Below are 23,244 nucleotides of genomic sequence, written 5' to 3' on the forward strand. Positions count from 1 at the left end.
CGTCAGCCTCGCTTGCTAGCATCCTAAACATGACCGACAAGGCGCAGTTCAACGTCTATCTGCCCAAGGACCTGATCAAGGAGCTCAAGCACCGCGGCATCGACGAGGGCATGAGCATGTCCGCCCTGGTCGAGAAGATCGTCCGCGCCTACCTCGAGGAGGAGCAGAAGTGACCCACCAGCTGGCCGCACGCCCGATCCGTTTCACCGCCGACACGGCCGCGCACCGCCGGTGGCTGGAGACGCTCGGCGCGACGGTGGTGACCGACGCGCCCGGGTGGACCGTGCTGGCCATCGGCTCCGGCCGCCTGGCCCTGCACGCCGCGAGTGAGGACCGGCCCGCCGGGCTCACCACGCTGGGCTGGGAGGTGGCCGACCTCGACGCGTGGCACGCCCGGACCCGGGCCACGGTGCCGGGGACGCTCGGCGAGGCGCCCCACGGCAGGGCCGTCACCGTCACGGCCCCGGACGGCACCACCTTCACCGTCGACCCGGTGGCCGCGCCGGAGCAGCCGGCACCCGCGGACCCGGCGCTGTCGGTGCTCCCGATCTGGGTGACGCAGGACGTGGACGGCGCACGCGACATACTGCGCGGGATGGGAGCCCAGGGTCGACTGGTCGCGGACAGCAATGTCTGGACCGACTACACCCTCCCCGGCGGCGGGATGGTCGCGGTGCACGACACCGACGGGGAGCCCGAGGTGGAGCTGGCGTTCGAGTTCGACGGCGACGTGGAGACCCTCATCCCGGCGCTGCGGGAGGTCGGGGTCGAGGCGCTGCTCATCGACGAGACCTACGGCCGCACGCTGCAGGTGCCGGACCTGGACAACCCCGGCCGGACGATCTGGATCAACGAGGCCCAGCGCGACCTCTACGGCTACCGGCGGATGGGCTGACTCAGGCGATGCTGCCGATGACGACGTCCCACTCGCGGACGTCCACGGACTCGATCAGCCCCTGCTGGGCGAACGGGTCCTCGCGCAGCAGCTCGCGGGCCGCCTCGGCGGAGTCCTGCTCGAGCAGGATCAGCGCGCGGGACTGCCCGTCGCCGAGCAGCGGCCCCGAGGCGACGACGGTGCCCTCGTCGGCGAGCCCGCCGAGGAAGGCGCGGTGCGCGGGCCGGTGCTCGTCCCGGCCAGCCGTGTCGTCGGAGTAGGTGTAGACCACCGCAAAGAGGCTCATGCAGGCAGTATGCCGTGTGCTCGCCGTCGGCGGGTCGGGCCCGGTGGCCGATGATGCCGCTGGCCCGCTGTTGCGGGGTCAGGCCTGATCGAGGGCGCGGGACAGGTCGCGCCAGAGGTCCTCGACGTCCTCAATGCCGACGGACAGCCGGATCAGCGACTCGGGCACCGTCTCGACCTCGAGCGGCTGGGCGCGGCGGCGCTCGAGCTGTGACTCGACGCCGCCGAGGCTGGTCGAGTGGGTCCACAGCCGGGTGGCGGCACAGACGCGGTCCGCGGCGTCCGGGCCGTCGCCGACCTCGATCGAGACCATCGCGCCGACGCCGGGGTAGCGGACCCGGCTCACCGCGTCGTGCGCCTCGAGCCGCTCCACGAGGACGCGGGCGTTCTCGGAGGCGCGCTCCAGACGAACGGCCAGGGTGCGGATGCCACGGAGCACGATCCAGGCCTCCATCGGGCCGGGGATCGCGCCGTGCAGCGAGCGCCGGGTGAGGATCCGCTCCCGCAGCGCCCGGCCCTGCTCCGTGGGTGCCGTCACCACCGCGCCCATCAGGACGTCCGAGTGGCCGGAGAGGTACTTCGTCGCCGAGTGCACCACGAGGTCCACGCCGTCGGCGAGCGGCGTCTGGAGCAGCGGGGTGGCGAAGGTGTTGTCGACCGCGGTGAGTATGCCGCGTGCCCGGGCCTCCCTGACCAGCACCGGGATGTCGGCGACCTCCATCATCGGGTTGGTCGGCGACTCGATGTAGAGCAGGTCGCGACCGCCCGCCATTCCGTCGAGTGCGGACACCACCGCGTCGGTGTCGGAGATGTCGAGCGTGACGACCTCGAGCCGGCCCTCGGCGGAGGCCTCGCGCAGCAACCCGGTGGTGCCGTTGTAGGCGTGGCCCGGCGCGATGACGCGGCCACCCGGCGGCACGAGGGTCAGCACCGCGTCGATCGCGGCCAGGCCCGAGGCGAAGACCAGGGCGTCACCACCCTCGAGACCGCCGAGCACCTCCTCGAGCGCGGTCCACGTTGGGTTGCCGACGCGCGCGTAGGTCACCGACCCGCCCGCGACATAGGTCGAGGTGAACGTCACCGGCGGCGCCACCGCCTCCCCCGGCTCCCGCTCGGGTCGGCCGAGGGCGACCGCTCGGGTGGCTGGGGTCAGGTCGTCGTGCGGGTCCATGACCGCAGGGTAGGGCACGCCCGCGCGTCCCGTCGGTGGGGCTGGCGACCGGCTCAGTCAGCAGCCTGCCGTCGCAGGTGCTCCCGCAGGTAGGGCAGGGCGAAGTCGACCAGGCCGTGACCTGCCGGGGCGATCAGCTCCCGCTGGATCAGCCGGGTCCGGAAGACGTTGGCGTGCTGGGCCGTGAGGCCGAGCCGCGCCGCCACGGCGCCGGTCGACGACGCGCCATCGTCCTGGGCCATCGCTGCGAGGTAGGACCGCTGCGCCTGCGGGACCTCTCGCAGCGCGGGCTCGTGGACCAGCCGGCCCATCCGCTCGGACAGGAGCGGAGTGGTCCGGCGGACGTGGGCCTCGGTGATCGGGCTGTCCGCCGCCTCCCGCCAGGCGCGGTAGCCGGCGAGCTGCAACAGGTAGGGGTAGCCGTGCACGACCTCGACGAGCACGTCCAGGCCCTCACGGGAGATCGAGCCCCCGGCGTCCTCGATCGTGAGCCGCGCTGCCTCGGTGACGTCCGACGCGTTGAGTGCTGTGAGTTGGACCCGCTCGGCCCGCCGCAGGAAGGTCGTGCCGCTGTGCTGCAGCAACTGGTCGACGCCGACCGGCAACCCAGCGGCCGCCAGGGCGACGTCGCGCTCGTCCCGCACGAGGTGCTGGTAGAGCGAGGCGAAGGCGGCGACCGCGTCACGGTCGACGGCCTGCAGCTCGTCGAGGGTGAACAGCACGCCCGTGCCGTGGCCCGCGAGGACGTCGAGCAGGCGCTCCAGCAGCGTGGAGGCCGACTCCCGGACGGGATAGCGCTCCTGCGCGGTCGTCGTCACCGAGCCCACGCCGGCCACCCCGGCGCCGGTCACCCGGCGGCGGACCGACCGCTCGCTGTCGTGCTCCGCCAGCAGGCGCGGCAGCAGCGTGGAGGCCAGCTCCTCGAGCAGGTCGCCGGTCTCCGGCAGCCGGATCACCAACCACCCCCGGGTGCGCGCCGCCTCCTCCAGCTCGTTGAGGATGACTGTCTTGCCCATGCCCCGGGCACCGCTGACCAGGACGGAGCGCAGCGGTGAGCCCGGCCCCTCATCGAGGGCGGTGTCGAACTCCTCGAGCAGCTCGTCACGCCCGGCGAGGACCCGGGGCGAGACGCCGAAGCCGGGACGGAACGGGTTGGCACCAGCCACTGCGACTCCTCTCAGCCCATCCACGCGGACTGCCGATCGTGGCGGCGACCCACCCACGTGAGACTGCCGATCGTGGCGGTCAGCCCATCCATGCCGGACTGCCGATCGTGGCGGTCGCGTTGTTATATCTGTTATACACCACCAGTGGCGTTATAGTTGTTATACCTTGCTGCGCCTGGCCCGGTAGGCCTGGGCGGCCATTCGGTTGGTGCAGCCCGCATCGCAGTAACGTCGGGACCGGTTGCGCGACAGGTCGATCAGCACGTTGTCGCAGTCGTCGGCGGCACAGACCGCCAGGCGCTCCAGCTCACCCGAGCGGATCACGTCGACCAGCGCCATCGCGGCCTCGACGGCCATCCGCTCCCCCAGCGGCTGGTCATCGCGGGTCGCGTGCAGGTGCCAGTCCCACTCGTCGTGCCGGACCAGTTGGGGCAGCGCCCGGCAGTCCTGCAGCAGCCGGTTGACCTCGGCGACGAGCGTCTCCTCCGGCGCCAGCCACATCGCCTGCAGCCGCCGCCGCAGCCGCAGCACCTGCTTCAGCTCGGCCTCGTCGTGGGTCCGACTGCCCGTCCACCGCCACTCCGTCACGAAGGCGTCCAGCTCCTCGGTCGAGGTCAGGCCGACCGGCTCGTGGGCCGTGTTGATCAGCGCCACCGTCGAGGCGAGGGAGACCTCGGTGTCATGAGCAAATATCATCTTGACTCCTGACGTGGGGGAAGCGTACCGTCATCAGTGTAACTTCCGTTGACCCATGACGACCGTGTCTGGGCCGGCACACCATCCGTGAGGAGGATCCCATGCGCTCGCGCACGCTCGTCGGCCTCGCCCTGGCCGTCCTGTCGGCCATGACGTTCGGCACGTCCGGATCAGTGGCCAAGGGCCTGCTGGACACCGGCTGGTCGCCCGGCGCGGCGGTGACCTGGCGCGTGGGTGTCGCGGCTCTCGTCCTGCTGGTGCCGGGCGCCCTGATGATGCGGGGCCGCTGGCACCTGCTGCGCCGCGGCTGGGTCAGCATGGCGCTGTTCGGCCTGCTGGCCGTCGCGGCCTGCCAGCTCAGCTACTTCATGGCGGTCGAGCGCATCTCGGTCGCGGTGGCCCTGTTGCTGGAGTACCTCGGCATCATCCTGGTCGTCGGCTGGCTCTGGCTGCGCCACGGCCAGCGGCCCCGCCCCCTGACGGTTATTGGCGCCGCTGTCGCCGTGGCAGGACTCGTCTTCGTGCTCGACGTCTTCGGCGCGGTCCAGGTCGACATGATCGGCGTCCTCTGGGGGCTGTGCGCCGCGGTCGGGCTGGCCGTCTACTTCGTGGTGTCCGCCGACGACAGCACGGGACTGCCGCCCCTGGTGCTCGCGACGGGCGGCCTCACCATCGGCACGCTGGCACTGATCGCCGCCGGGCTGGCCGGGATCGTCCCGATGACCATCGCGACGACCGACATCACCCTGGCCGGGGCCAACCTGCCCTGGTGGGTCGCGATCCTGCTCCTGGGCGTCGTGGCCGCGGCCATCGCCTACGCCACCGGCATCGCCGCCACGCGTCGCCTGGGCTCCAAGCTCGGCTCGTTCGTCGGGCTCACCGAGGTGATGTTCTCCTTCGTGTGGGCCTGGGTGCTGCTGGGTCAGATGCCCGCAGCCATCCAGCTCCTGGGCGGCGCGCTGATCCTGACCGGGGTCGTCCTGGTCAAGCTCGACGAGCGGCCCGCGGACCTGCAGCCGGGCGAGCCGCAGCCCCGGGTGGAGGAGCACCCCGAGCCGGTCGGCGTCTGAGCCCCCGGGATGCGATCCCGGGATGCGACCTCGGGGACGTGGCCCGGGGAGGCAACCTCAGGGCATACTGCCTGGTCAGTCCCGGCCGTAGAGGTCCCGGGTGTAGAGCTTGTCCCCGAAGACTGCGGTGGACGGGTCGAGCCGGTTGGCGATGATCACGTCGGCGGCGGCGTCGAACTCCTCGAGGTCGTTCAGCACCCGGCAGCCCTGGAAGGTCGGCTCGTCGAGCGTGGGCTCGTAGATGACGATCTCGACGCCGCGCGCCTGCAGGCGGGACATCACGCCCTGGATGCTGGAGGCGCGGAAGTTGTCGGACCCGGCCTTCATGATGAGGCGGTAGATGCCGACCCGACGAGGCTTGCGCAGCAGGATGTCCGCGGCGATGAAGTCCATCCGGGTGGTGTTGGCGTCCACGATCGCGGTGATCAGGGTCTGCGGGACGTCGCCGTAGTTGGCGAGCAGCTGCCGCGTGTCCTTGGGCAGGCAGTAGCCGCCGTAGCCAAAGGACGGGTTGTTGTAGTGGGGGCCGATCCGCGGGTCCAGCCCGACGCCTTCGATGATCTGGCGCGTGTCCAGGCCGCGGGTCGCTGCGTAGGTGTCCAGCTCGTTGAAGTAGGCCACCCGCATCGCCAGGTAGGTGTTGGCGAACAGCTTGATCGCCTCGGCCTCCGTCGGCCCGGTGAGCAGGACCGGGACCTCCTTGTCGAGCGCGCCCTCCAACAGCATCTCCGCGAAGTGGCGCGCCTGCTCGGTGGTGTCGCCGACGATGATCCGGGAGGGGTGCAGGTTGTCGTAGAGCGCCCGGCCCTCGCGCAGGAACTCCGGGGAGAACAGGATCGTGGTGCCGGGGTGCTGCTCCCGCGCGCGTTCGGTGTAGCCGACCGGGACCGTCGACTTGATCACCACCGTCGCCCCGGGGTTGCGGGCCGTGACATCGGCCAGGACCGACTCCACGCTCGAGGTGTCGAAGAAGTTGGTGTCGGTGTCGTAGTCGGTCGGCGTCGCGATGAGCACCCACTCCGCACCGTCATAGGCCTCGGCGGGGTCGGTCGTCGCTCGCAGGCTCAGCTCCCGGTTGGACAGATAGTCCTGCAGCTCGGGGTCCACGATGGGGCTCACCTTGTTGTTGAGCTGCCCCACCTTCTCGCTGTTGATGTCGAGCGCCACGACCTCATGGTGCTGCGCCAGCACCACCGCGTTGGACAGGCCCACATAACCGGTGCCGACGACTGCGATCTTCATGAGGTCTCCTTCGGATAACGACCGGACGAGCAAGTATGGCCCGGTCTTCAGGAGAGTCCCGTGAGAACGGGCGCTCCGCACCGCCCCCGCTAAAGTGCCGCCATGGCACCGACGGTGAACGTCCGCATACCCCGTCGTGCCGTCGCTGGCTATGCCGCCGGCAGCGTCGGAACCGGTGGGTTCGGCACCCTGCCCGGGCTGGTGCTGGCGTACTACCTGACGGACACCCTGGCGGTGCCCGCGCTCCTGGCCACGCTGGTGGTCATCGTGCCCAAGGTGTGGGACGTCCTCATCGACCCGGCCGTCGGCGCCCTGAGCGACCGCGAGGCCGGGCACCGCCACACCCGCACCCGGCTGATGGCCCTCGGGGCGGTCACCCTGCCGGTCGGTTTCATCGGGATGTTCGCGGCGCCCGACGGTCTGTCGCCGGTGCTCGCCGGGCTGTGGGTGCTGGTCTTCTTCGTGCTCGCGACCACCTCGTTCAGCCTGTTCCAGGTGCCCTACATCGCCCTGCCGGCCGAACTCACCGGCGACTACCGCGAGCGCACCCGGCTCATGGCCTGGCGGATCGCGGTGCTCGCGCTGGCCATCCTGCTCGTGGGTGCGGGTGGCCCGGCGGTGCGCGACGCGGCCGGCGGCGGTGCGGGCGGCTACCTCGTGATGGGAGTGGTCATCGCGGCGCTGCTGCTGGGCGGGATGCTCGGCACGGTCCTCGGCGTGTCCCCCCGCATTTTCCGAGTGGTTTCGTCGCCCCGACCCGGTTTTTTTCAGGGCTTTCGCAGGTCGCACGGGGATACCCCGGCCAGGTTCGCGGAGTACCGGGCCGGGCTGGCCGCGCTCCGGGACCACCCGGCATACCGGGTCCTGCTGACCGCCTTCGTCCTGCAGGCGCTGGCGACCGGCGTGATGCTCGCCGCGGCGCAGTACGTCGCCACCTACACCCTCGCCGACGAGGCCGCACTGACCTTCCTCTTCGCTGCGCTGGTCGGCCCGGCGCTGCTGGTCATGCCGCTGTGGACGCGGTATGCCGGGCGCGTGGGCAAGCCGGCCGCGTTCACCGCCGCGTCGGTCCTGTTCGCGGTGGCCGCGCTGGCCATGGTCGGTCTGGTGTGGGCGCCGGGGGCGTGGGTCTACCTGCCGGTCGCGCTCGCCGGCGTGGGCTATGCGGGGATGCAGCTGTTCCCGCTGGCGATGCTGCCCGACGTCATCACCGCGGCTGGCCGCGAGCGCGGCGGGGCGATGAGCGGGCTGTGGACGGCCGGTGAGACGACCGGTCTGGCGCTCGGCCCGGCGGTCGTGCTGCTCCTGCTGGCGGTCGGCGGGTTCCGCTCGAGCACCGCTGATGAGGTGCTGACCCAGCCGGATGCCGCGCGGCTCCTGATCGTGGTGGCCTTCTCGCTGCTGCCCGCGGTGCTGGTGGGTGCCAGCCTGCTCGTGCTGCGGGCCTACCGTGATCCCGTCTCCTCCCGACCGAGCGCGAAGGTGAGCCCATGACTGACGGCCCCGGACACGAGGCATCGGCACAGCCCGTCGACAGCGAGGCCGTGCTGGCGCGACTGCAGACCTACCGCGCGCACGACGCCCCCACACACGGCGGGTCGGTCCTCTCCTATGTCTACGACAGCGGCCTGGCCGCCCTGGACGACCTGGCGGCTCGGGCAGCGGCGCTGGCGCTGCCGGTCAACGGGTTGGACCCGACCACCTTCCCGTCCGTGGCGCTCATGGAGGCCGACCTGGTCGGCTTCGGGCGCACCATCCTGCACGGGCCCGCTGCTGTGGGGTCGGTGACGTCCGGCGGGACCGAGAGCTGCCTGCTCGCGGTCAAGGCCGCCCGCGACCGGTGGGCCCGTGCGCGCGGCGGTGGTGCGGGCGGCGCGGGGGTCACGGCCGCCACTGGCCCGCAGATCGTGCTGCCCTCCTCGGCGCACGCGGCCTTCCACAAGGCTGCGCACTATCTCGGTCTCGAGGTGGAGGTGGTGCCGGTGGATCCGGCCACCGGCGTGCCCGCGGCGACCGACCTCACGGGTCGCTTCTCCGACCGGACGGCCCTGGTCGTGGTCTCGGCACCGAGCTATCCGCACGGCGTGCTCGACCCGGTGTCGGAGGTCGCCGCGGCGGCGGCCGCGCAAGGCATCCCCTGCCACGTCGATGCCTGCATCGGCGGTCTGGTGCTGCCGTTCTGGGCGGACGCCGGGGGCACGGAGCTCCCGCCCTGGGACTTCCGGGTGCCGGGCGTCAGCATCATCTCCGCCGACCTGCACAAGTTCGGCTACGCCCCCAAGGGCGCGTCCCTGCTGCTCTTCGCCGACCGAGAGCTGGACCTGGCGCGCTACTTCGCGCTGACCGACTGGCCGGGCTACCCGGTCGTGAATCCCACGATCCTGGGATCCCGGTCGGCCACCTCGTTGGCCGCGGCCTGGGCGGTCACGACAGCACTCGGGCCGGAGGGATACACCAGCCTCACCGCTCGGGTCGTGGCTGCCACCGGGGAGGTCGCCCGCTGCGTCGGGGAGATCCGCGGTCTGCGCGTCCTCGGTGAGCCGGCCGGCCCGCTGCTCGCGGTGGTCTCGGACGAGACCGTGACACCTGGGGATCGCGTCCATCCCCACCTGTGGGCCGCGGCGAGCGCCCGGCGGGGGTTCGTCCTGCAGGGCCAGCCGTCCCTCCGGCAGTCCGACGGGTCGCTGATCCCTCGGTCCACGCACCTGACGATCACCCCCGCGACCCACGACGTGCTCGGCGCCCTCACGGCCGTGCTGCACGAGGCGGCCGACGAGGTGCGCGGCGCCACCGTTGAGTTGCCGGCCGACCTCCCGGTGCCGGACCCCGCCACCCTCGCCGCTGCCGCTCGAGAGTCCGGCGACCTCGACCTGACCCAGGTGCTCGCCCTGATCGAGCAGCTCCCCCGCGAGGCCACCGCGGGACTGCTGGCGCGGTTCCTGCAGGCCTTCACCGCTCCCTGATCCGGCACACCGCGGGCGGCTGGACGGTCCACCTGTGCTCCAGCGCCGGAAGCGGACCGTTGGGAGGACCTGGGGTGCGTCAGGGGAACCAGAGCACGACCGTGAGCAAGTAGCGCTCTGGACTCCACCAGCGGCTCGCCAACCGACAGAAGCCGCCACGTGGTCCGCGGCATGTCAGTGTGTGTTGCCGGCTGTGACTGGGGTCCAGAGTCGGTCGATGGGCATGACGTGGAGGCGGTCGGCGTAGGTGTAGGAACGCGTGCCTGTGGTGAGGATGGTCCCCCCGGCGAAGCGCGGTCCGAGGGTGTCGCGGAGCTGGGTCAGGCCGCGGAAGTCGGAGCTGGGGGCGCGTTCGTTGGCCTTGACCTCGAAGGCGAGGACTGTGCCGTCCTCATGCTCGACGATCAGGTCGACCTCGGCTCCGTCGCTGGTGCGCCAGTGCCCCAGGGCGACGGGTGCCTCCAGCCAGGAGGCCTGCTTGCGGAGCTCTCCGACGACGAAGGTCTCCAGCAGGTGTCCGAAGTCGGCCAGAGCTGCCGGGTCCAGCCCGGTGATTTTGTCGGGCGTGAGCCGTAGCAGCCGGGCGGCCAGGCCGGAGTCGACCACGTGCACCTTGGGCTTCACGCTGACGCGTGAGCGAAGCGTCCTGCCCCATGCGGGCAGGCGCACCACGAGGAAGAGGTCCTCGAGCAGCCGCAGGTGGCTCTCGACCGTCGGCCTGCTCACGCCGAGCTTGTCGGCGGCGGCCGAGACGTTGAGCAGTTGCCCTGTCTGGGCCGCGAGCAGGCCGAGCAGGTCGGTCATGGCCTGCCGCTCACGGATCCGGCTCAGCTCTAGGGCGTCCCGCTCGACGGAGGCACGGACGAAGTCGTCGAACCAGCGCGCCCGGGCGGCGCTGGAGCGACGCAGCGCCAGAGGCAGGCCGCCGGCGCAGACACGATCCACGTAGTCCGCGCGCGTGGTAGCCGAGGTCGGGACCTGGCGGACGGTGCCCTCAGGATCGAGTCGCAGCGCCTCGAGCAGGTTCTCCCGCACGCCGTCGATCTCCCCCTGGGACAGGGGCCAGATCGTGAGCGCGTGCAGCCTCCCGGTCAGCGCCTGGGCGGTGGCGGGCAGGGCGTCCTGCCTGGTCGAGCCGGTGATGACGGCGGTGCCGGGCAGGCTGCCCTCACGGTTCAGCCGTGCCTTGAGCGCATCCAGGACGTCGGGCACGCGCTGGTACTCGTCGATGCACACGGGCGCCTGGCCACCGGTCACCGAGGACAGATTGCCCACGACCGCCTCGCGCACCTCGACGTCGTCCATATCGAGGACCGATCCACCCGACCCGGCAGCGAATCCGCGCAGCACCGTCGACTTGCCGACCGACCGTGGCCCGTGCAGCGCGACCACCGGCTCGACCTGCACCAGGTCGGCCAGCAGCCCGCTCACTCTCCGAGGCACGAGCGAATCGAGGATCATGTTCTCAACCTAGCAGGCCGCCGTCTTCGCACTATACAAACGTGAGGCAGTAAACCTTACGAACATGACTGATGGAACCTGCACTCTTGACGGCGACACTCGACAAAAGCACGGGCTGACGTGAGCCTGCCCAATGACGACGACAACTGCGGGCGGCGATAATGACTCTGCGTCACTGCCCCTGTCGACCCAGCTGAGGGACCCACTTCGTGAACAAGCTGACCCGCTTCAGCGTGCACAACCGTGCGCTGATCGCCCTGACGACCCTCTTCGCGATCTTCTTCGGGCTCAACGCCATGAGCTCGCTGCCGCGGGAGCTGTTCCCCTCCCTGCAGTTCCCGATCCTGGCTGTGGCCACGCCGGTGCCGGACGCGAGCGCCGCGGTCGTCGAGGAGCAGGTCAGCGACCGGATCGAGACCGCGGCGCAGGGTCTGGACAACGTCGTCGAGGTGCAGTCGCAGTCGATGGAGGGCTTCTCGGTCGTGACCGTCGAGCTCGACTACGGGACCGACCTGGGCGCCGCCCAGACGGACCTGCAGCGCTCGGTGCTGGGACTGCAGAACCTGCCCGAGGGCGCCGAGCCACAGATCGTGGCGGGCAATATCGACGACTTCCCGATCATCCAGCTGTCCGCCAGCGGCGGGGAGGACCCGGAGGACCTGCTCGAGCGGCTGCGCACGGTCGTGATCCCGGAGCTGGAGGACCTGGACGGGGTCCGCGACGTGCAGCTCACCGGCATCGCCGACCAGATTGTGCGGGTCGACCTGGACCCCGCAGCCGCGGCGGAGGCCGGGGTCAGCGCCGCCACGGTCGCCCAGCTGCTGCAGGCCAACGGCGTGCTGGTGCCTGCCGGCTCCGTCACCGACGACGGCGAGGAGCTGCTCGTGACGGTCGGCACCCGCCTGACCAGCGTCGAGGAGATCGCCGCACTGCCCCTCGTGACGCCGCCCGCCGCACCACCCACCGACCCCGCCGCGCCCACCGACCCGGCCGAGCCGGTCCCCCCGCTCACGCTGGGGGACGTCGCGGAGGTGGAGCTGACCGAGCAGGAGGTGACGGCATACTCCCGCACCAACGGCGAGCCGAGCGTCGGCCTGTCCATCACCAAGACCCCCGACGGCAACGCCGTGAACGTCTCGCACGCGCTGACCCAGATCACGCCCGAGCTCGAGGAGCAGCTGGGCGGCGGGGAGCTGCGGATCATCTTCGACCAGGCGCCGTTCATCGAGCAGTCGATCGAGGGGCTGACGACTGAGGGGCTGCTGGGGCTGGCCTTCGCGATGATCGTCGTGCTGCTGTTCCTGCTGTCGCTGCGGCTGACCCTCGTCACGGCCATCAGCATCCCGCTCTCGCTGCTCGTGGCGATGCTGGGGCTGCAGGCAGCCGGGTACTCCCTCAACATCCTCACGCTCGGCGCCCTCACCATCTCCATCGGGCGCGTGGTCGACGACTCGATCGTGGTCATCGAGAACATCAAGCGCCACGCCAGCCTCGGCGAGGACCGCACGACCGCGATCCTGCGCGCGGTGCGCGAGGTCGCCGGCGCGATCACCTCGGCGACGGTCTCGACGGTGGCGGTCTTCCTGCCGATGGCCTTCGTCGGCGGCCAGATCGGTGAGCTGTTCCGGCCGTTCGCGCTCACCATCGCCATCGCGATGGGCGCGTCGCTGCTGGTCGCGCTGACGATTATCCCGGTCCTCGGCTACTGGTTGCTGGGTCGCGGAGCCGACGTGCCGGAGCCGGCTGCCGAGGGCGAGGGCGAGGGCGAGGGGCAGTATGCCGTGGCGCGCGACGGCGAGCAGCTCGCCTCTGACGCGGGTCACCCGGCGCCGCTGCTGGCGGCCGATGCGCCGGACCGTCTGCAGCGCGGCTATCTCCGGGTGCTGCGGCCGGCCCTGGCGCACCCGGTGTGGTCCCTCCTGCTGGCGGTCGCGATCCTGGCCGGCACGGGCGCGGCAGCCACCCAGCTCAAGACCGACTTCATCGGGGACTCGGGCGCCGACAGCCTGACCGTGAGCCTCTCGCTGCCCTCGGGCAGCACCCTGGAGGAGACCGACGCCGCCAGCCGGGAGGTGGAGTCGTGGTTGTCCGGCCGGGAGGAGGTCGAGTCCTACCAGGCGACGGTCGGGTCCACCGGCGGCATCGAGGCCATCTTCCTGGGGAGCGCGGCCAACACCTCGTCCATCGCCGTGTCGCTGGCCGAGGGCACCGACGGGGACGTGTTCAGCGACGTGCTGAAGGACGAGGCACCCGTCCCGGCAGATGCCGACCTCACGGCCACCTCTGCCAATGCCGCGCCGGGTGCGACGCAGCTCGAGGTCATCGTCACCGGTCAGGACCAGGACGACCTGGCGGCCGCGGCCGACGACGTCGCCGGGGTGCTGACCGACGTGGGCGCCGAGGACGTCACGAACAATCTCACCGACACCATCCCGGGGCTCGACGTGACGGTCGACCGTTCCGCCGCCGCCGAGCTCGGGGTCACCGAGACCCAGATCGGGCAGACCGTCGCGGCCGCGATGGGCGGCAGCACCGTCGGGCGGGTCACGCTCGGCACGGCTCCCCTGTCGGTCGTGGTGCACCAGGGCGAGCCGCCCGCAGACCTCGCGGCCCTCGAGAACCTGACGGTCGCGGCGGGTCCGGCCGGCGAGGTCGTGCTGTCGGACGTGGCCAGCCTGGATCGCGTCGACCAGCAGGTGCGGATCACCCGCATCGACGGGTTGCGCAGCGCCACCATCACCGCCACGGCCACCGGCGACGATCTCGGCGCCCTGACCGCGGACGTCCAGGAGGGGCTCGACGGGCTGACTCTGCCCGAGGGTGTGCGCGCCACGATCGGCGGCGTCAGCGCGGAGCAGGCCGACGCCTTCGCCAGCCTGGGCCTGGCGCTGCTGGCGGCGATCGCCATCGTCTACCTCGTGATGGTCGCCACCTTCAACAGCCTGGTGCAGCCGCTGCTGCTCATGGTCTCCGTGCCGTTCGCGGCCACCGGCTCGCTGGCGATGCTGCTGCTGACCGACACGCCGCTGGACGTGGCGGCCATGATCGGCATGCTGATGCTGGTCGGCATCGTGGTGACCAACGCGATCGTGCTGATCGACCTGGTCAACCAGTACCGCCGCCGGGGCCACTCGGTGCACGACGCGCTGATCGAGGGTGCCAGGCACAGGTTCCGGCCCATCGTGATGACGGCGCTGGCCACCATCGGCGCGCTGACCCCGATGGCGCTGTCCATCACCGGCGGCGGGGCCTTCATCTCCCAGCCGCTGGCGCTTGTCGTGATCGGCGGCCTGGTCAGCTCGACCGCGCTGACGCTGCTGCTGGTGCCCGTGCTGTACCGCCTCGTCGAAGGCTGGACCGAGCGCCGCCGGGCACGGCGGGGCAAGCACGCACCGGAGGTCGTGGCCTCCGGCTGACCTCGACCAGCTCCACCACATACGGCTGTCGCCGGACCTGACGACCCGGCCCGCCGGCATACCCCCTCGGGAAGCCTTGCGACAGAAACCTTCCCAGGCGGGTACCGGTAGCGCTACTGTCGAGGATTGCAAGCTGCGGGTGACTGTCGACCGCTGAGAGCCTGCAGCGCCTCGGCTCGCGGGCACGAGTCGACATGCACCAGAAACGTCGTTGGGCAGCAGTTGCAGCAGTCGTCGGCCTAGGGATGGGAAGCGGCGTCGCGATCGCCGCGAACTCGGCCTCTGAGGTCATCTACAACGGATGCGTCAACCCGGCAGGTCTGCTCCGGGTCATCGACGCCGGTGAACAGTGCAAACGCAACGAGGAGCCGATCACCTGGAACGCGACGGGACCCCAGGGCCCTGAGGGTCCGACGGGCGCGACCGGTCCGACGGGCGCGACCGGTCCGACGGGCGCGACCGGTCCGACGGGCGCGACCGGTCCGACGGGTCCCGCGGGCCCGACCTTCACGGCGTCGGGCTTCGTTCTAGCCGACGGCACAATAATGGGTTTCAGCGGAGCGATTCCGACAATCGAAAAGGTTGGTCCCGGCCACTACACCTTTGCCATCTCCGGTCTCGGCTCCGGCTGCGTCGTGCCTCAGCTCACGTCCGTGAACCACACGAGAACGATGTACTTCAACGGTGGCACCTGCGCTGCTGGCCAGGTGAGCACGCATGTGTTTGTCGACGGAGCGGTGGACAGCCCCTGGGCCTACCTCATCGTCGGTGCCGACACTACCCAGACCCTGAGGACGACGTCCGAACGGATCCAACTGCCGGGATCTCCATGACCGTGCGCTGGCCTTCCTCGCCTCCACGCGGGTGAAGGGCGTCCGGCAGCGGCGAGGCACTCGTGGGTGCCTCGCCGCTGCTGGGCCGGACGCCGGACACGGTTTAGGGTCGGTGCGGTGACCATCTCCTTCGCCCGACTTGACCCCACCGGCACCGACCGGGTGGACCTTGTGGACTTCATGGCCCGCAACGAGTTCCCGTTCCACGTCCGGAGCAGGCCGACACGGGAGCAGGTCGAGGCCTCGATCGCCGAGGGTGCCTTCCGGGACGACGACAACGACTCGTTCTGGATCGAGCACGACGAGCTGGGCCGGATCGGCTTCTTCCGGCTCGAGGACCTCACCGACGGGGCGCCGCTGTTCGACCTGCGGCTCGACGCGCCGTTCCGTGGGCGGGGCCTCGGGCAGGAAATCCTGCGGGCGGCAGCCGACCATGTGTTCGGCACGATGCCGGAGGTCAACCGGTTCGAGGGGCAGACCCGCGAGGACAACATCGCGATGCGCAAGACGTTCCTGCGGTGCGGCTGGGTCAAGGAAGCGCACTACCGGCAGGGCTGGCCCGTGGATAGCGGCGCCCCCGTGGCCTCGGTGGCCTACGGGCTGCTGCGGCAGGACTGGCAGAGCGGCCAGACCACGACGTTCGAGTGGGAGGACCTGGCGGTCTGACGGGTCGTCAGCCAGATCGACGACTCCCAGAGCGGGGTACGAACCGCGCCCCCGAGAATGCAAGCGGAGCGTACTGACCCCCAGGAGGGCGTGGAGAGGCACGGTCCACGGCCTGGAGCTCGTGCTGCGGCTGGCGGCTGACCCATCGCACGGCAGTGCGTGGGATTGAGTCCCCCCAGTGGAACGATTCCCACGCAATGAGAGAACCGCATCGGGGCCAGCACCGAACTTGCCTAGACTGCGACCGGAGCGGACCGAACCTGCCCAAGACTGCGAGCGGGGCGACCCGAACCTCCCCCAGAATGCGAGGGGGAGGGTACAAACCTCCCCAAGAAGGCGTGGAGTGCACAAAACCTCCCCAAAAATGCGTGGAGTGCCTACAAAACCTCCCCAAGAATGCGGAGAGGGAGAACCACTACATCTTGAGGGGTGGGACCGTGCCCCAGCCGTCCGGCCCGGTCGAGCCGGCGGCATACTCCTGCATCGGCACCTCGTCGGCGCGCCAGGCGGCGAGGACCGGCTCGACGATCCGCCAGGAGTCCTCGGCCACGTCCCCGCGGATCGAGAGCAGCGGGTCACCGTCCAGGATCCGGTCCAGGACCTCGCCGTAGGGCAGCATCCGGGAGTCCCCGAGCGTGGCGTGCAGCTCCTTCTGCTCCAGGTCGAACGGGTCGCCCTCGGCGTTGACGGTCAGCGACAGGATCATCTCGGCGGGCTTGAGCTCCAGGACGAGGGTGTCCGGGGCGTCGGTGCCCGTCAGGCCGGTCGGCACGTGCGTCGGCGCCTTGAAGAAGACCTCGATCCGCTTGCCGGTGACGCCGAGCGCCTTGCCGCTGCGCAGGATGAACGGCGTGCCCCGCCAGCGGGAGTTGTCGATGCCGACGATCATCTCGGCGAGCGTCTCGGTGTCGAGCGCGGGGTCGACCCCCTCCTCGTCGACATAGCTGGGGACACTCCGCTCCCCGATCGTGCCGGCGGTGTAGCGCGCCCGCCGGGAGGCGGTGGCCGGGTCGTTGCCCCAGACCGAGGTCGCGCGCAGCACCTGGGCCTTGAGGGACCGGACCTCGTCCTGGTGCAGGGACGCCGGCGCCTCCATGGCGAAGAACGCCAGGATCTGCAGCAGGTGGGACTGGATCATGTCGACCAGCGCCCCCGCCTTGTCGTAGTAGCCCGCGCGACCCTCCAGCGCCAGGTCCTCGTCATAGCTGATGACGACCTTCTCGATGTGCTCCGAGGACCAGACCGGTTGCAGGATCCGGTTGGCGAACCGGACGCCCAGCAGGTTGAGCACGGTGCTGCGGCCCAGGAAGTGGTCGACCCGGAAGATCCGGTTCTCGTCCACGACCTTGAGCAGCTGCTGGTTGAAGTCCCGGGCCGAGGGCAGGTCGGTGCCGAACGGCTTCTCCAGGGCCAGGCGGGTCTGGTCGGAGACGCCACGCTCCTCGAGCAGCCTGCACACCGCGACGCTGACCGCCGGAGGCAGCGCGAAGTAGAGCACCAGCGGGTCACCCAGGCCGCTGAGCAGGCTGTCCAGCTCCTCGGCGACCATGAGGTCGGCCTTGACGTACTCCGTGTCGGCGACCACCCGCTCCACCACATCCTCCGGTGCCCCGACCGAGGACAGGGCGGTGCGCACGGTGTCGGCCCAGGCCTCCTGCGTCAGGTCCGCGCGGTCAGCCCCCACGACCCGGACCGGCCGCTCGGCCTCCACCTCCAGCAACGACCCGAGCCCGGGCAGCAGCAGCCGCTTGGTGAGGTCGCCGGAGGCGCCGAGGATCAACAGGGTCGTGGTGGGCTCGCTCATGGCGCCAGTGTTCCAGCCAGCTCGACGATCGGCACCCCGGTCCCCCGCGTGACCCGGCGTCCCTCGCGTCACCCGGTCCGCCACGTGACCCGGCGTCCCCCCCGCGTCACCGGCGTCGGCGGCCACGCTCTGGCAGGGCAGTACGCCGGAACACCAGCACGAGGGCCCGTGCCGCCAGCACGAACCCGAAGAGGAACAGCGTCGCGCCCAGGAGCGGGTAGAGCAGCAGGTCCGGGGCCAGGGCCGGACCGGTGTCGGAGACGACGAGCATGATCCCGGCGATCGCGCAGGCCCCCGCGAGCAGCGTCATCGTCAGCTGCTGGACGAGGCCGGTGACGAAGGACCGGTCGCGCGCGTCGGCCAGCAGTCGCACGTTGACCGACAGCTCACCGCGGTGCAGGGCCTCGGCGAGCGCGTCGACCCGTCGCGGCAGCCGCTGCAGGAGCGGCAGCATCCGGGCGACCTGCTCCTCCAGGGTCCCGCGCAGCGCGTCCGGGGTGAGCTGCTCCCGGGCGAACTCCCGGCCGCTCGCCCGGCTGGCGGTGCCCAGGTCGGCCGCGGGGTCGATCTGCCGCAGCGTGCCCTCCAGCGCGCCCAGGGCGCGGAACACCGCGGCGATCTGCGGCGGCACCGACAGCCCGTGCCGCACGACCATCGAGAACAGGTCGGGGAACAGCCCGGCCGACCCGGTGCTGCCGAGGTGTCCCACCCGGGAGATCAGCGCCCCGACCTCGCGCTCCAGCCGCTGGTCGTCCAGCCCGGGGCCACGGTCCAGCACCTCCAGGAGCGCGTCGGTGGCTGCGATCGAGTCGCGCCGGTCGACCGCCAGGAGCAGCCGCCCGATGCCACCCCGGCCCGCGGCGTCCAGGCGCCCGACGGACCCCAGATCGAGCAGCACGAGGCTCCCGTCGTCGGCCAGGAAGACGTTGCCGGCGTGCAGGTCGGCGTGGAAGACACCGGTCCCCAGCACCTGCCGCAGCACCGACCCCAGCAGTGCCTGGGCGAGGTCCGCACGCCGGGCTCCCGGCATACTGTCGAGTCGGTCCCGGGCCCTGGAGACCGGCGCGCCCCGGACCTCCTCCATCACCAGCAGCCGGGGGCCGGACAGCTGGGAGTATGCCGTGGGGACGCGGACCGTGACCCCCTCCCGCGTGGCTCGGGTCGCCTCCGCGACGGCCGCCATGTTGGCCAGCTCCGTGCGGTAGTCCAGCTCCTCGGTGAGGCTGGTGGCGAACCCCTCGGCCAGGGTGCGGACGTCCATGCTGTGGCCCCAATCGGTCACGCGGTCGAGCCAGCGGGCCAGGCGCAGGACGATGTCGAGGTCAGCGCTGACCTGGGCCTGGGCATCGCTGCGCTGCACCTTCAGGACGACGGCGGTCCCGTCGAGCAGCGTGGCGCGGTGCACCTGGCCGACGGACGCGGCCGCCAACGGCTCGGGCTCGACGTGGGCGAAGACCTCCTCCGGCGGGCGGCCCAGCTCGGCGACGAGCGTCGCGCGCACGACCTCCCACGGCTCGGCCGGGACGTCGGACTGCAGCTGCCCGAGCTCCCGCGCGAAGGCCTCGCCCACCAGGTCGGGCCGGGTGGCGATCATCTGGCCGAGCTTGACGTAGGTGACGCCGGCCTCGGTCATCGCCTCGCGCAGGGAACGGGCGACCTGGGGCGCCTGGTCGCCGAGGTCGGTCCGGGCCCGGCTGGAGAGGAAGCCGCCCAGGCCGTGCCGGACGGCGAGCGCGACGATGCGGGCGTAGCGCTTGCTGCGGCGGCGCCGGGCGGGCAGGTCGCGCAGGAAGCGGGTCAGGCTGGGCACGGTCCCGGTGGGCACCAAGGCCTCGAGGATGACGAGGACGCCGAGGCCGAGCGCGATCCCCCAGGCGTAGATGAGGAGCAGCACGGCTGCGGCCAGCCCCTGGTTGGACGGCTCGAGGACGGCGCCGTCCTGGTCGACCACCACACCGAGCGCCTCGGCGACCGGCCTCATCACGGCCCCGCCTCCCGTGGCGAGCACCAGGCTGACGAGGAAGGTCCGGATCCAGCCGACGGGCACCCCGAGCAGCCGCCAGGACACCAGGCCCAGCAGGAGGGTGTAGCCCACGACCGATGCGATGACGAGCAGCGGCATACGCTCCATCCTCGCAGGGACGGCGTCAACACGACGCGCTCGCTCGCTCTCAGGGACGCGACACGAGGCGCTCGGTGGTCTGGGGACCGCGGCCTCGGGCCGCGTAGCGTCAGGGGGTCGCCACGCGGCGGCCGAGCAGGCCCAGCAGCTCCTCGTCGGGGTGGGCGTCGGCGCCGGTGGGCACGGGCGGGCCGAAGCGGTGCGGTCGGTCGGCCTCGGACACCAGCAGCGGCGCGTAGCTCAGCAGGTCCTCGGCCAGTGCCGTCGGGATCGGGTGGCGCAGCCTGCAGGCCTGCGCGACGTCCCAGCCGTGCACGGTGATCTCCAGCGCCCCGGCGGAGGCGAGCAGCCCGGCCTGCAGCTCGGAGCCGCCGACCCGGAAGATCGGGGGCGCGTCCCCGCCCAGCCACGATTCCAGCAGCGAGCACGCCCGGGTGGTCAGCAGCCGGACCTGGTCACGCACGCCGAGGTCGCCGCGCGAGCTCGCCGGCGGGTCGAACAGCGCGATGCCGCCGACCATGGCCGCCTGGTCCAGGGTCCTCAGCGAGGCGTTCATGTGGGTCAGCAGGTCATCGAGCGTCCAGCCCGCACACGGCGTGGGCACCTCCCCCGGCACGTCGAGCGCACCGACGAGCGCGACCCGGGTATACCCGACCGCCCGCTCCAGCAGCGCCAGCTCGGGCAGTGTCCCGGCTGGTGCGGCGCTCACGGAGCCGGGTTCCGGTGCGCGGGGACGGAGCCACTCAGGCCGGGGTCACGCAGTCCGGGGCCACTCTGGACAGAGCCACTCAGGACGGCGTCGGCCGAGATCGCCCCGGAGGGCAGGGACCCTGGCGGCAACGACTCCGGCAGGCCGCACAACCCGAACAGCGTGGTGTCGAAGAACGCGCCGACGTGGGAGACCTTCTCCTCCTGCAGCGTCAGCACCTGCAGGTGGAACGGCACGAACGACCCGTCGTCCTGCTTCATGTACAGCCCGAAGGCCGGCTGCCCGTTCGCCGAGGTGGGGACCATGATCATCTCGTGGACCTGGCCGGGGCACTTGCTGTCGATCAGCCGGACAATCGACTCGGGGCCGGTGTACCACTCCGGGAACGGCGGCATCTCCCAGACCGCGCGGTCGGTGAACAGCCCCACCAGGGTGTCCACGTCCTTCTCCCAGAACGCCTGCACGTAGCGCCGCAGCAGCGCCTCCTGCTCCGGGTCGAGCTCACCCGGCGCCTGGTCCCGCTCCAGCTGGGCAGCCTTCACCGCCGCGCGCGCCCGCTGCAGCGCCGAGTTGACCGCAGCCGTGGAGGTGCCCACGGCCTCGGCGACCTCCGCGGCACGCCATTGGAGCACGTCACGCAGCACCAGCGCGGCGCGCTGCCGCGGCGGCAGGTGCTGCAGCGCCGCGACGAAGGCCAGCTGGACGCTCTCGCGACGCTCGGCGGCGTCCTCGGGCCCGTCGCCGCCCATCGAGTCCGGCAGCGGGGAGAGCCACGGCACCTCGGTCGGCTCGGACAACGGGGTGTCGGGGTCGGAGCTGGGCTGCCCCAGCCCGGTGGGTAGCGGCCGGCGCGCCTTGCCCTCCAACGCGGTCAGACAGACGTTGGTGGCGATGCGGTAGAGCCAGGTGCGCATCGAGGAGCGGTCCTCGAAGTTGTCATAGGCCCGCCAGGCCCGCAGATAGGTCTCCTGCACCAGGTCCTCGGCGTCGTGTGCCGATCCCGACATCCGGTAGCAGTGCGCCAGCAGCTCCCGCCGGAACCGGTCGGCGCGCTGCATGAACTCGTCGTCCCCCGACGTCGCCGACTCCGCGGGCAGGTCCTGTCGGGTCCCGGTTCCTGAGGTGCTCATCGATCGCCCTTCCCTCATCCTCTTCCAGTATGTCGTGAGGCGCCGTCCGCGCGCCCGGTGGAGTTGACCTGTGGTCGCCCGGGAACTCATCGGTCGCACCTCAGATGCGGCGCCGGTGCGTCGCCGATCGGGCCCGGAGGGACGGCACCGGGGAGTGGCCGATCGGCCCGGACGGACGGCACCGGGGAGTGGCCGATCGGGCCCGGACGGACGGCGTCGGCGGGCCCCAAAGGTCACAGAATGGCCAAAATCTTTGCCAAGACGTGATCTTGCACGGCAAGCAACACTGTTGACCTGCTAAATCGTGACATGAATGTGACCAACATCACCACAAATGTGTGCAACATCTCCTGCGGGAGGGTGTAGGCGAATCGGCTCGCGGGGTTGCAGTCTCCAACGGGCCTTGGGTTCACTGGGTCCGGCCCGCTCCGGGTTCACCAGGTCAGCCCGCCCCGGGTCTGCCCCCTCCACTTACCCCTTGGAATGCCCATGCCCAGCCCCCGCCATGCCCAGCCCTCTGCCTTCCGCCGTGTGCTCGACAACCGCCCGCGGCACGCAGTGAGCGCCTCCGTCCTCGCGGCCGCCATGACCCTGCCGGTCCTGGCCGCCGCCCCCAGCTCCGCGGCCCCGGTGCCGGCCCCGACCTCACCGATCGTCGTGCCGATGGACACCCCGTCCACGACCCAGTACGCCCGGACCAACGTCAACGTGCGCTCCGGCGCCGGCACCGGCCACTCCATCGTCGGCAGCAAGGCGAAGGGCACCAAGGTCACCGGCACGTGGACCAGCAGCGGCTGGCTCAAGATCGGCAGCAACCAGTACATCTCCGGCAGCGTGCTGACCTCCACCCCGCCGTCGAGCAACACGGTGACCCGCTACGCCCGGACCAATGTCAACGTGCGCTCCGGCGCCGGCACGGGCTACTCCATCGTCGGCAGCAAGACCAAGGGCACCAAGCTCACCGGCACGCTGACCAGCGGCGGCTGGCTCAAGATCGGCAGCAGCCAGTACATCTCCGGCACCGTGCTGACCTCCACCCCGCCGTCGAGCAACACGGTCACCCGCTACGCCAGGACCAACGTCAACGTCCGCGCCGGTGCCAGCACCAGCCACGCGATCGTCGACCGGGAGACCCAGGGCACCAAGCTCACCGGCACCCTGACCAGCAACGGCTGGCTCAAGACCGGCTCCAGCCGCTATGTCTCGGGCGCCGTGCTCTCGACGACCCACCCGGGCGACGGGGGCGGCAACGACGGTCTCACCGGCGACGCGATCCTGGCCGAGGGCCGCAAGTACTTCGGCATCATGTACCGCTCCGGCGGTGCCTCGCCGAGCACCGGCTTCGACTGCTCCGGCTACACGCAGTACGTCTTCAAGCAGCTCGGCGTCACCCTGCCCCGCACCACCACCGGCCAGAAGGCAGCCACCACCCGGGTCAGCAACCCGAAGCCCGGCGACCTGGTGTTCTGGGGCTCGACCCCCTACCACGTCGCGATCTACGCGGGCGACGGCTACATCTACGACTCCGGCAAGCCCGGCCTGCCGGTCCAGAAGCGCAAGATGTTCTCCGGCGTCTCCAGCTACGGCCGCGTCGGCTGACCGAGCGCGCACACAG

19 protein-coding genes are annotated in these 23,244 nt (G+C 71.3%); 9 read left to right on the top strand and 10 right to left on the bottom strand.

The window, feature by feature from the left end; all coding sequences use genetic code 11:
- The first annotated feature begins 29 nt into the window (after positions 1 to 29).
- Complete coding sequence (locus tag MWU75_RS12090; RefSeq protein WP_247090984.1) at positions 30 to 173, top strand: CopG family transcriptional regulator; 144 nt, start codon at positions 30 to 32, stop codon at positions 171 to 173.
- Positions 170 to 895, top strand: a complete 726-nt coding sequence (locus MWU75_RS12095; RefSeq protein WP_247090986.1) for a hypothetical protein — start codon at positions 170 to 172, stop codon at positions 893 to 895. Before MWU75_RS12090 ends, MWU75_RS12095 begins: the two co-directional genes overlap by 4 nt.
- Before the next feature lies 1 nt (position 896).
- Here the strand turns inward: MWU75_RS12095 and MWU75_RS12100 are convergent, their stop codons facing one another.
- The 4 genes from MWU75_RS12100 to MWU75_RS12115 form a co-directional block, all read right to left on the bottom strand.
- Complete coding sequence (locus tag MWU75_RS12100; RefSeq protein WP_247090988.1) at positions 897 to 1,181, bottom strand: YciI family protein; 285 nt, start codon at positions 1,179 to 1,181, stop codon at positions 897 to 899.
- Between the two features lie 78 nt (positions 1,182 to 1,259).
- Entirely contained in the window at positions 1,260 to 2,351 is a 1,092-nt protein-coding gene (locus tag MWU75_RS12105; RefSeq protein WP_247090990.1) for a PLP-dependent aspartate aminotransferase family protein, read from the bottom strand.
- Positions 2,352 to 2,404: 53 nt separating this feature from the next.
- The gene (locus MWU75_RS12110; protein ID WP_247090992.1) at positions 2,405 to 3,517 is read right to left on the bottom strand and encodes an ATP-binding protein; all 1,113 of its coding nucleotides are present in this window, start codon (positions 3,515 to 3,517) and stop codon (positions 2,405 to 2,407) included.
- 159 nt (positions 3,518 to 3,676) lie between these two features.
- Positions 3,677 to 4,213 carry a CGNR zinc finger domain-containing protein gene (locus MWU75_RS12115; protein WP_247090994.1) on the bottom strand — a complete coding sequence of 179 codons (537 nt, stop codon included), beginning with the start codon at positions 4,211 to 4,213 and terminating at the stop codon, positions 3,677 to 3,679.
- Positions 4,214 to 4,314: 101 nt separating this feature from the next.
- On the opposite strand from MWU75_RS12115, the gene MWU75_RS12120 reads away from it, so the two are divergent.
- A complete protein-coding gene (locus MWU75_RS12120; RefSeq protein ID WP_247090996.1) occupies positions 4,315 to 5,283 on the top strand; it encodes a DMT family transporter in 969 nt (322 codons plus the stop codon).
- A 75-nt stretch (positions 5,284 to 5,358) separates the two neighbouring features.
- Here the strand turns inward: MWU75_RS12120 and MWU75_RS12125 are convergent, their stop codons facing one another.
- Positions 5,359 to 6,525: a nucleotide sugar dehydrogenase gene (locus MWU75_RS12125; protein WP_247090997.1), complete on the bottom strand. Its 1,167-nt coding sequence runs from the start codon at positions 6,523 to 6,525 to the stop codon at positions 5,359 to 5,361.
- Between the two features lie 102 nt (positions 6,526 to 6,627).
- On the opposite strand from MWU75_RS12125, the gene MWU75_RS12130 reads away from it, so the two are divergent.
- Both MWU75_RS12130 and MWU75_RS12135 read left to right on the top strand, forming a co-directional pair.
- Positions 6,628 to 8,019: an MFS transporter gene (locus MWU75_RS12130; RefSeq protein ID WP_247090999.1), complete on the top strand. Its 1,392-nt coding sequence runs from the start codon at positions 6,628 to 6,630 to the stop codon at positions 8,017 to 8,019.
- Complete coding sequence (locus MWU75_RS12135) at positions 8,016 to 9,488, top strand: aminotransferase class V-fold PLP-dependent enzyme (RefSeq protein WP_247091000.1); 1,473 nt, start codon at positions 8,016 to 8,018, stop codon at positions 9,486 to 9,488. The genes MWU75_RS12130 and MWU75_RS12135 overlap by 4 nt, the downstream gene beginning before the upstream one ends.
- Before the next feature lie 174 nt (positions 9,489 to 9,662).
- Here the strand turns inward: MWU75_RS12135 and MWU75_RS12140 are convergent, their stop codons facing one another.
- Complete coding sequence (locus MWU75_RS12140; RefSeq protein WP_247091002.1) at positions 9,663 to 10,949, bottom strand: ATP-binding protein; 1,287 nt, start codon at positions 10,947 to 10,949, stop codon at positions 9,663 to 9,665.
- A gap of 209 nt (positions 10,950 to 11,158) precedes the next feature.
- Here MWU75_RS12140 and MWU75_RS12145 point away from each other — a divergent pair, with 209 nt between their 5' ends.
- From MWU75_RS12145 to MWU75_RS12155, 3 genes are all read left to right on the top strand, one after another.
- Complete coding sequence (locus MWU75_RS12145) at positions 11,159 to 14,365, top strand: efflux RND transporter permease subunit (RefSeq protein WP_247091004.1); 3,207 nt, start codon at positions 11,159 to 11,161, stop codon at positions 14,363 to 14,365.
- A 194-nt stretch (positions 14,366 to 14,559) separates the two neighbouring features.
- A complete protein-coding gene (locus MWU75_RS12150) occupies positions 14,560 to 15,198 on the top strand; it encodes a collagen-like protein (protein ID WP_247091005.1) in 639 nt (212 codons plus the stop codon).
- Positions 15,199 to 15,315: 117 nt separating this feature from the next.
- Complete coding sequence (locus MWU75_RS12155) at positions 15,316 to 15,864, top strand: GNAT family protein (protein WP_247091007.1); 549 nt, start codon at positions 15,316 to 15,318, stop codon at positions 15,862 to 15,864.
- 415 nt (positions 15,865 to 16,279) lie between these two features.
- Here MWU75_RS12155 and MWU75_RS12160 read toward each other — a convergent pair whose 3' ends face one another.
- From MWU75_RS12160 to MWU75_RS12175, 4 genes are all read right to left on the bottom strand, one after another.
- Positions 16,280 to 17,668 carry a glucose-6-phosphate dehydrogenase gene (locus MWU75_RS12160; protein WP_247091009.1) on the bottom strand — a complete coding sequence of 463 codons (1,389 nt, stop codon included), beginning with the start codon at positions 17,666 to 17,668 and terminating at the stop codon, positions 16,280 to 16,282.
- 106 nt (positions 17,669 to 17,774) lie between these two features.
- Positions 17,775 to 19,790, bottom strand: a complete 2,016-nt coding sequence (locus MWU75_RS12165; protein WP_247091011.1) for an AarF/UbiB family protein — start codon at positions 19,788 to 19,790, stop codon at positions 17,775 to 17,777.
- 109 nt (positions 19,791 to 19,899) lie between these two features.
- On the bottom strand, positions 19,900 to 20,499 hold the full coding sequence (locus MWU75_RS12170; protein ID WP_247091013.1) for a maleylpyruvate isomerase family mycothiol-dependent enzyme: 600 nt from the start codon (positions 20,497 to 20,499) through the stop codon (positions 19,900 to 19,902).
- On the bottom strand, positions 20,496 to 21,629 hold the full coding sequence (locus MWU75_RS12175; protein WP_281497153.1) for a sigma-70 family RNA polymerase sigma factor: 1,134 nt from the start codon (positions 21,627 to 21,629) through the stop codon (positions 20,496 to 20,498). Before MWU75_RS12175 ends, MWU75_RS12170 begins: the two co-directional genes overlap by 4 nt.
- A gap of 489 nt (positions 21,630 to 22,118) precedes the next feature.
- Between MWU75_RS12175 and MWU75_RS12180 the strand changes: the two genes are divergently transcribed.
- Positions 22,119 to 23,228: an NlpC/P60 family protein gene (locus MWU75_RS12180; RefSeq protein ID WP_247091015.1), complete on the top strand. Its 1,110-nt coding sequence runs from the start codon at positions 22,119 to 22,121 to the stop codon at positions 23,226 to 23,228.
- The last annotated feature ends 16 nt before the right edge of the window (positions 23,229 to 23,244 follow it).

Source organism: Ornithinimicrobium sp. F0845 (genome assembly GCF_023015765.1).
In the GTDB taxonomy this organism is placed as follows: domain Bacteria; phylum Actinomycetota; class Actinomycetes; order Actinomycetales; family Dermatophilaceae; genus Ornithinicoccus.

Excerpts from the sequence above, each read along its gene's own strand:
- MWU75_RS12090 (WP_247090984.1), top strand. The coding sequence starts at position 30 with ATGACCGACAAGGCGCAGTTCAACGTCTATCTGCCCAAGGACCTGATC.
- MWU75_RS12100 (WP_247090988.1), bottom strand. The coding sequence starts at position 1,181 with ATGAGCCTCTTTGCGGTGGTCTACACCTACTCCGACGACACGGCTGGC.
- MWU75_RS12105 (WP_247090990.1), bottom strand. The coding sequence starts at position 2,351 with ATGGACCCGCACGACGACCTGACCCCAGCCACCCGAGCGGTCGCCCTC.
- MWU75_RS12115 (WP_247090994.1), bottom strand. The coding sequence starts at position 4,213 with ATGATATTTGCTCATGACACCGAGGTCTCCCTCGCCTCGACGGTGGCG.
- MWU75_RS12120 (WP_247090996.1), top strand. The coding sequence starts at position 4,315 with ATGCGCTCGCGCACGCTCGTCGGCCTCGCCCTGGCCGTCCTGTCGGCC.
- MWU75_RS12125 (WP_247090997.1), bottom strand. The coding sequence starts at position 6,525 with ATGAAGATCGCAGTCGTCGGCACCGGTTATGTGGGCCTGTCCAACGCG.
- MWU75_RS12130 (WP_247090999.1), top strand. The coding sequence starts at position 6,628 with ATGGCACCGACGGTGAACGTCCGCATACCCCGTCGTGCCGTCGCTGGC.
- MWU75_RS12135 (WP_247091000.1), top strand. The coding sequence starts at position 8,016 with ATGACTGACGGCCCCGGACACGAGGCATCGGCACAGCCCGTCGACAGC.
- MWU75_RS12140 (WP_247091002.1), bottom strand. The coding sequence starts at position 10,949 with ATGATCCTCGATTCGCTCGTGCCTCGGAGAGTGAGCGGGCTGCTGGCC.
- MWU75_RS12150 (WP_247091005.1), top strand. The coding sequence starts at position 14,560 with ATGCACCAGAAACGTCGTTGGGCAGCAGTTGCAGCAGTCGTCGGCCTA.
- MWU75_RS12160 (WP_247091009.1), bottom strand. The coding sequence starts at position 17,668 with ATGAGCGAGCCCACCACGACCCTGTTGATCCTCGGCGCCTCCGGCGAC.
- MWU75_RS12165 (WP_247091011.1), bottom strand. The coding sequence starts at position 19,790 with ATGCCGCTGCTCGTCATCGCATCGGTCGTGGGCTACACCCTCCTGCTG.
- MWU75_RS12175 (WP_281497153.1), bottom strand. The coding sequence starts at position 21,629 with ATGAGCACCTCAGGAACCGGGACCCGACAGGACCTGCCCGCGGAGTCG.
- MWU75_RS12180 (WP_247091015.1), top strand. The coding sequence starts at position 22,119 with ATGCCCAGCCCCCGCCATGCCCAGCCCTCTGCCTTCCGCCGTGTGCTC.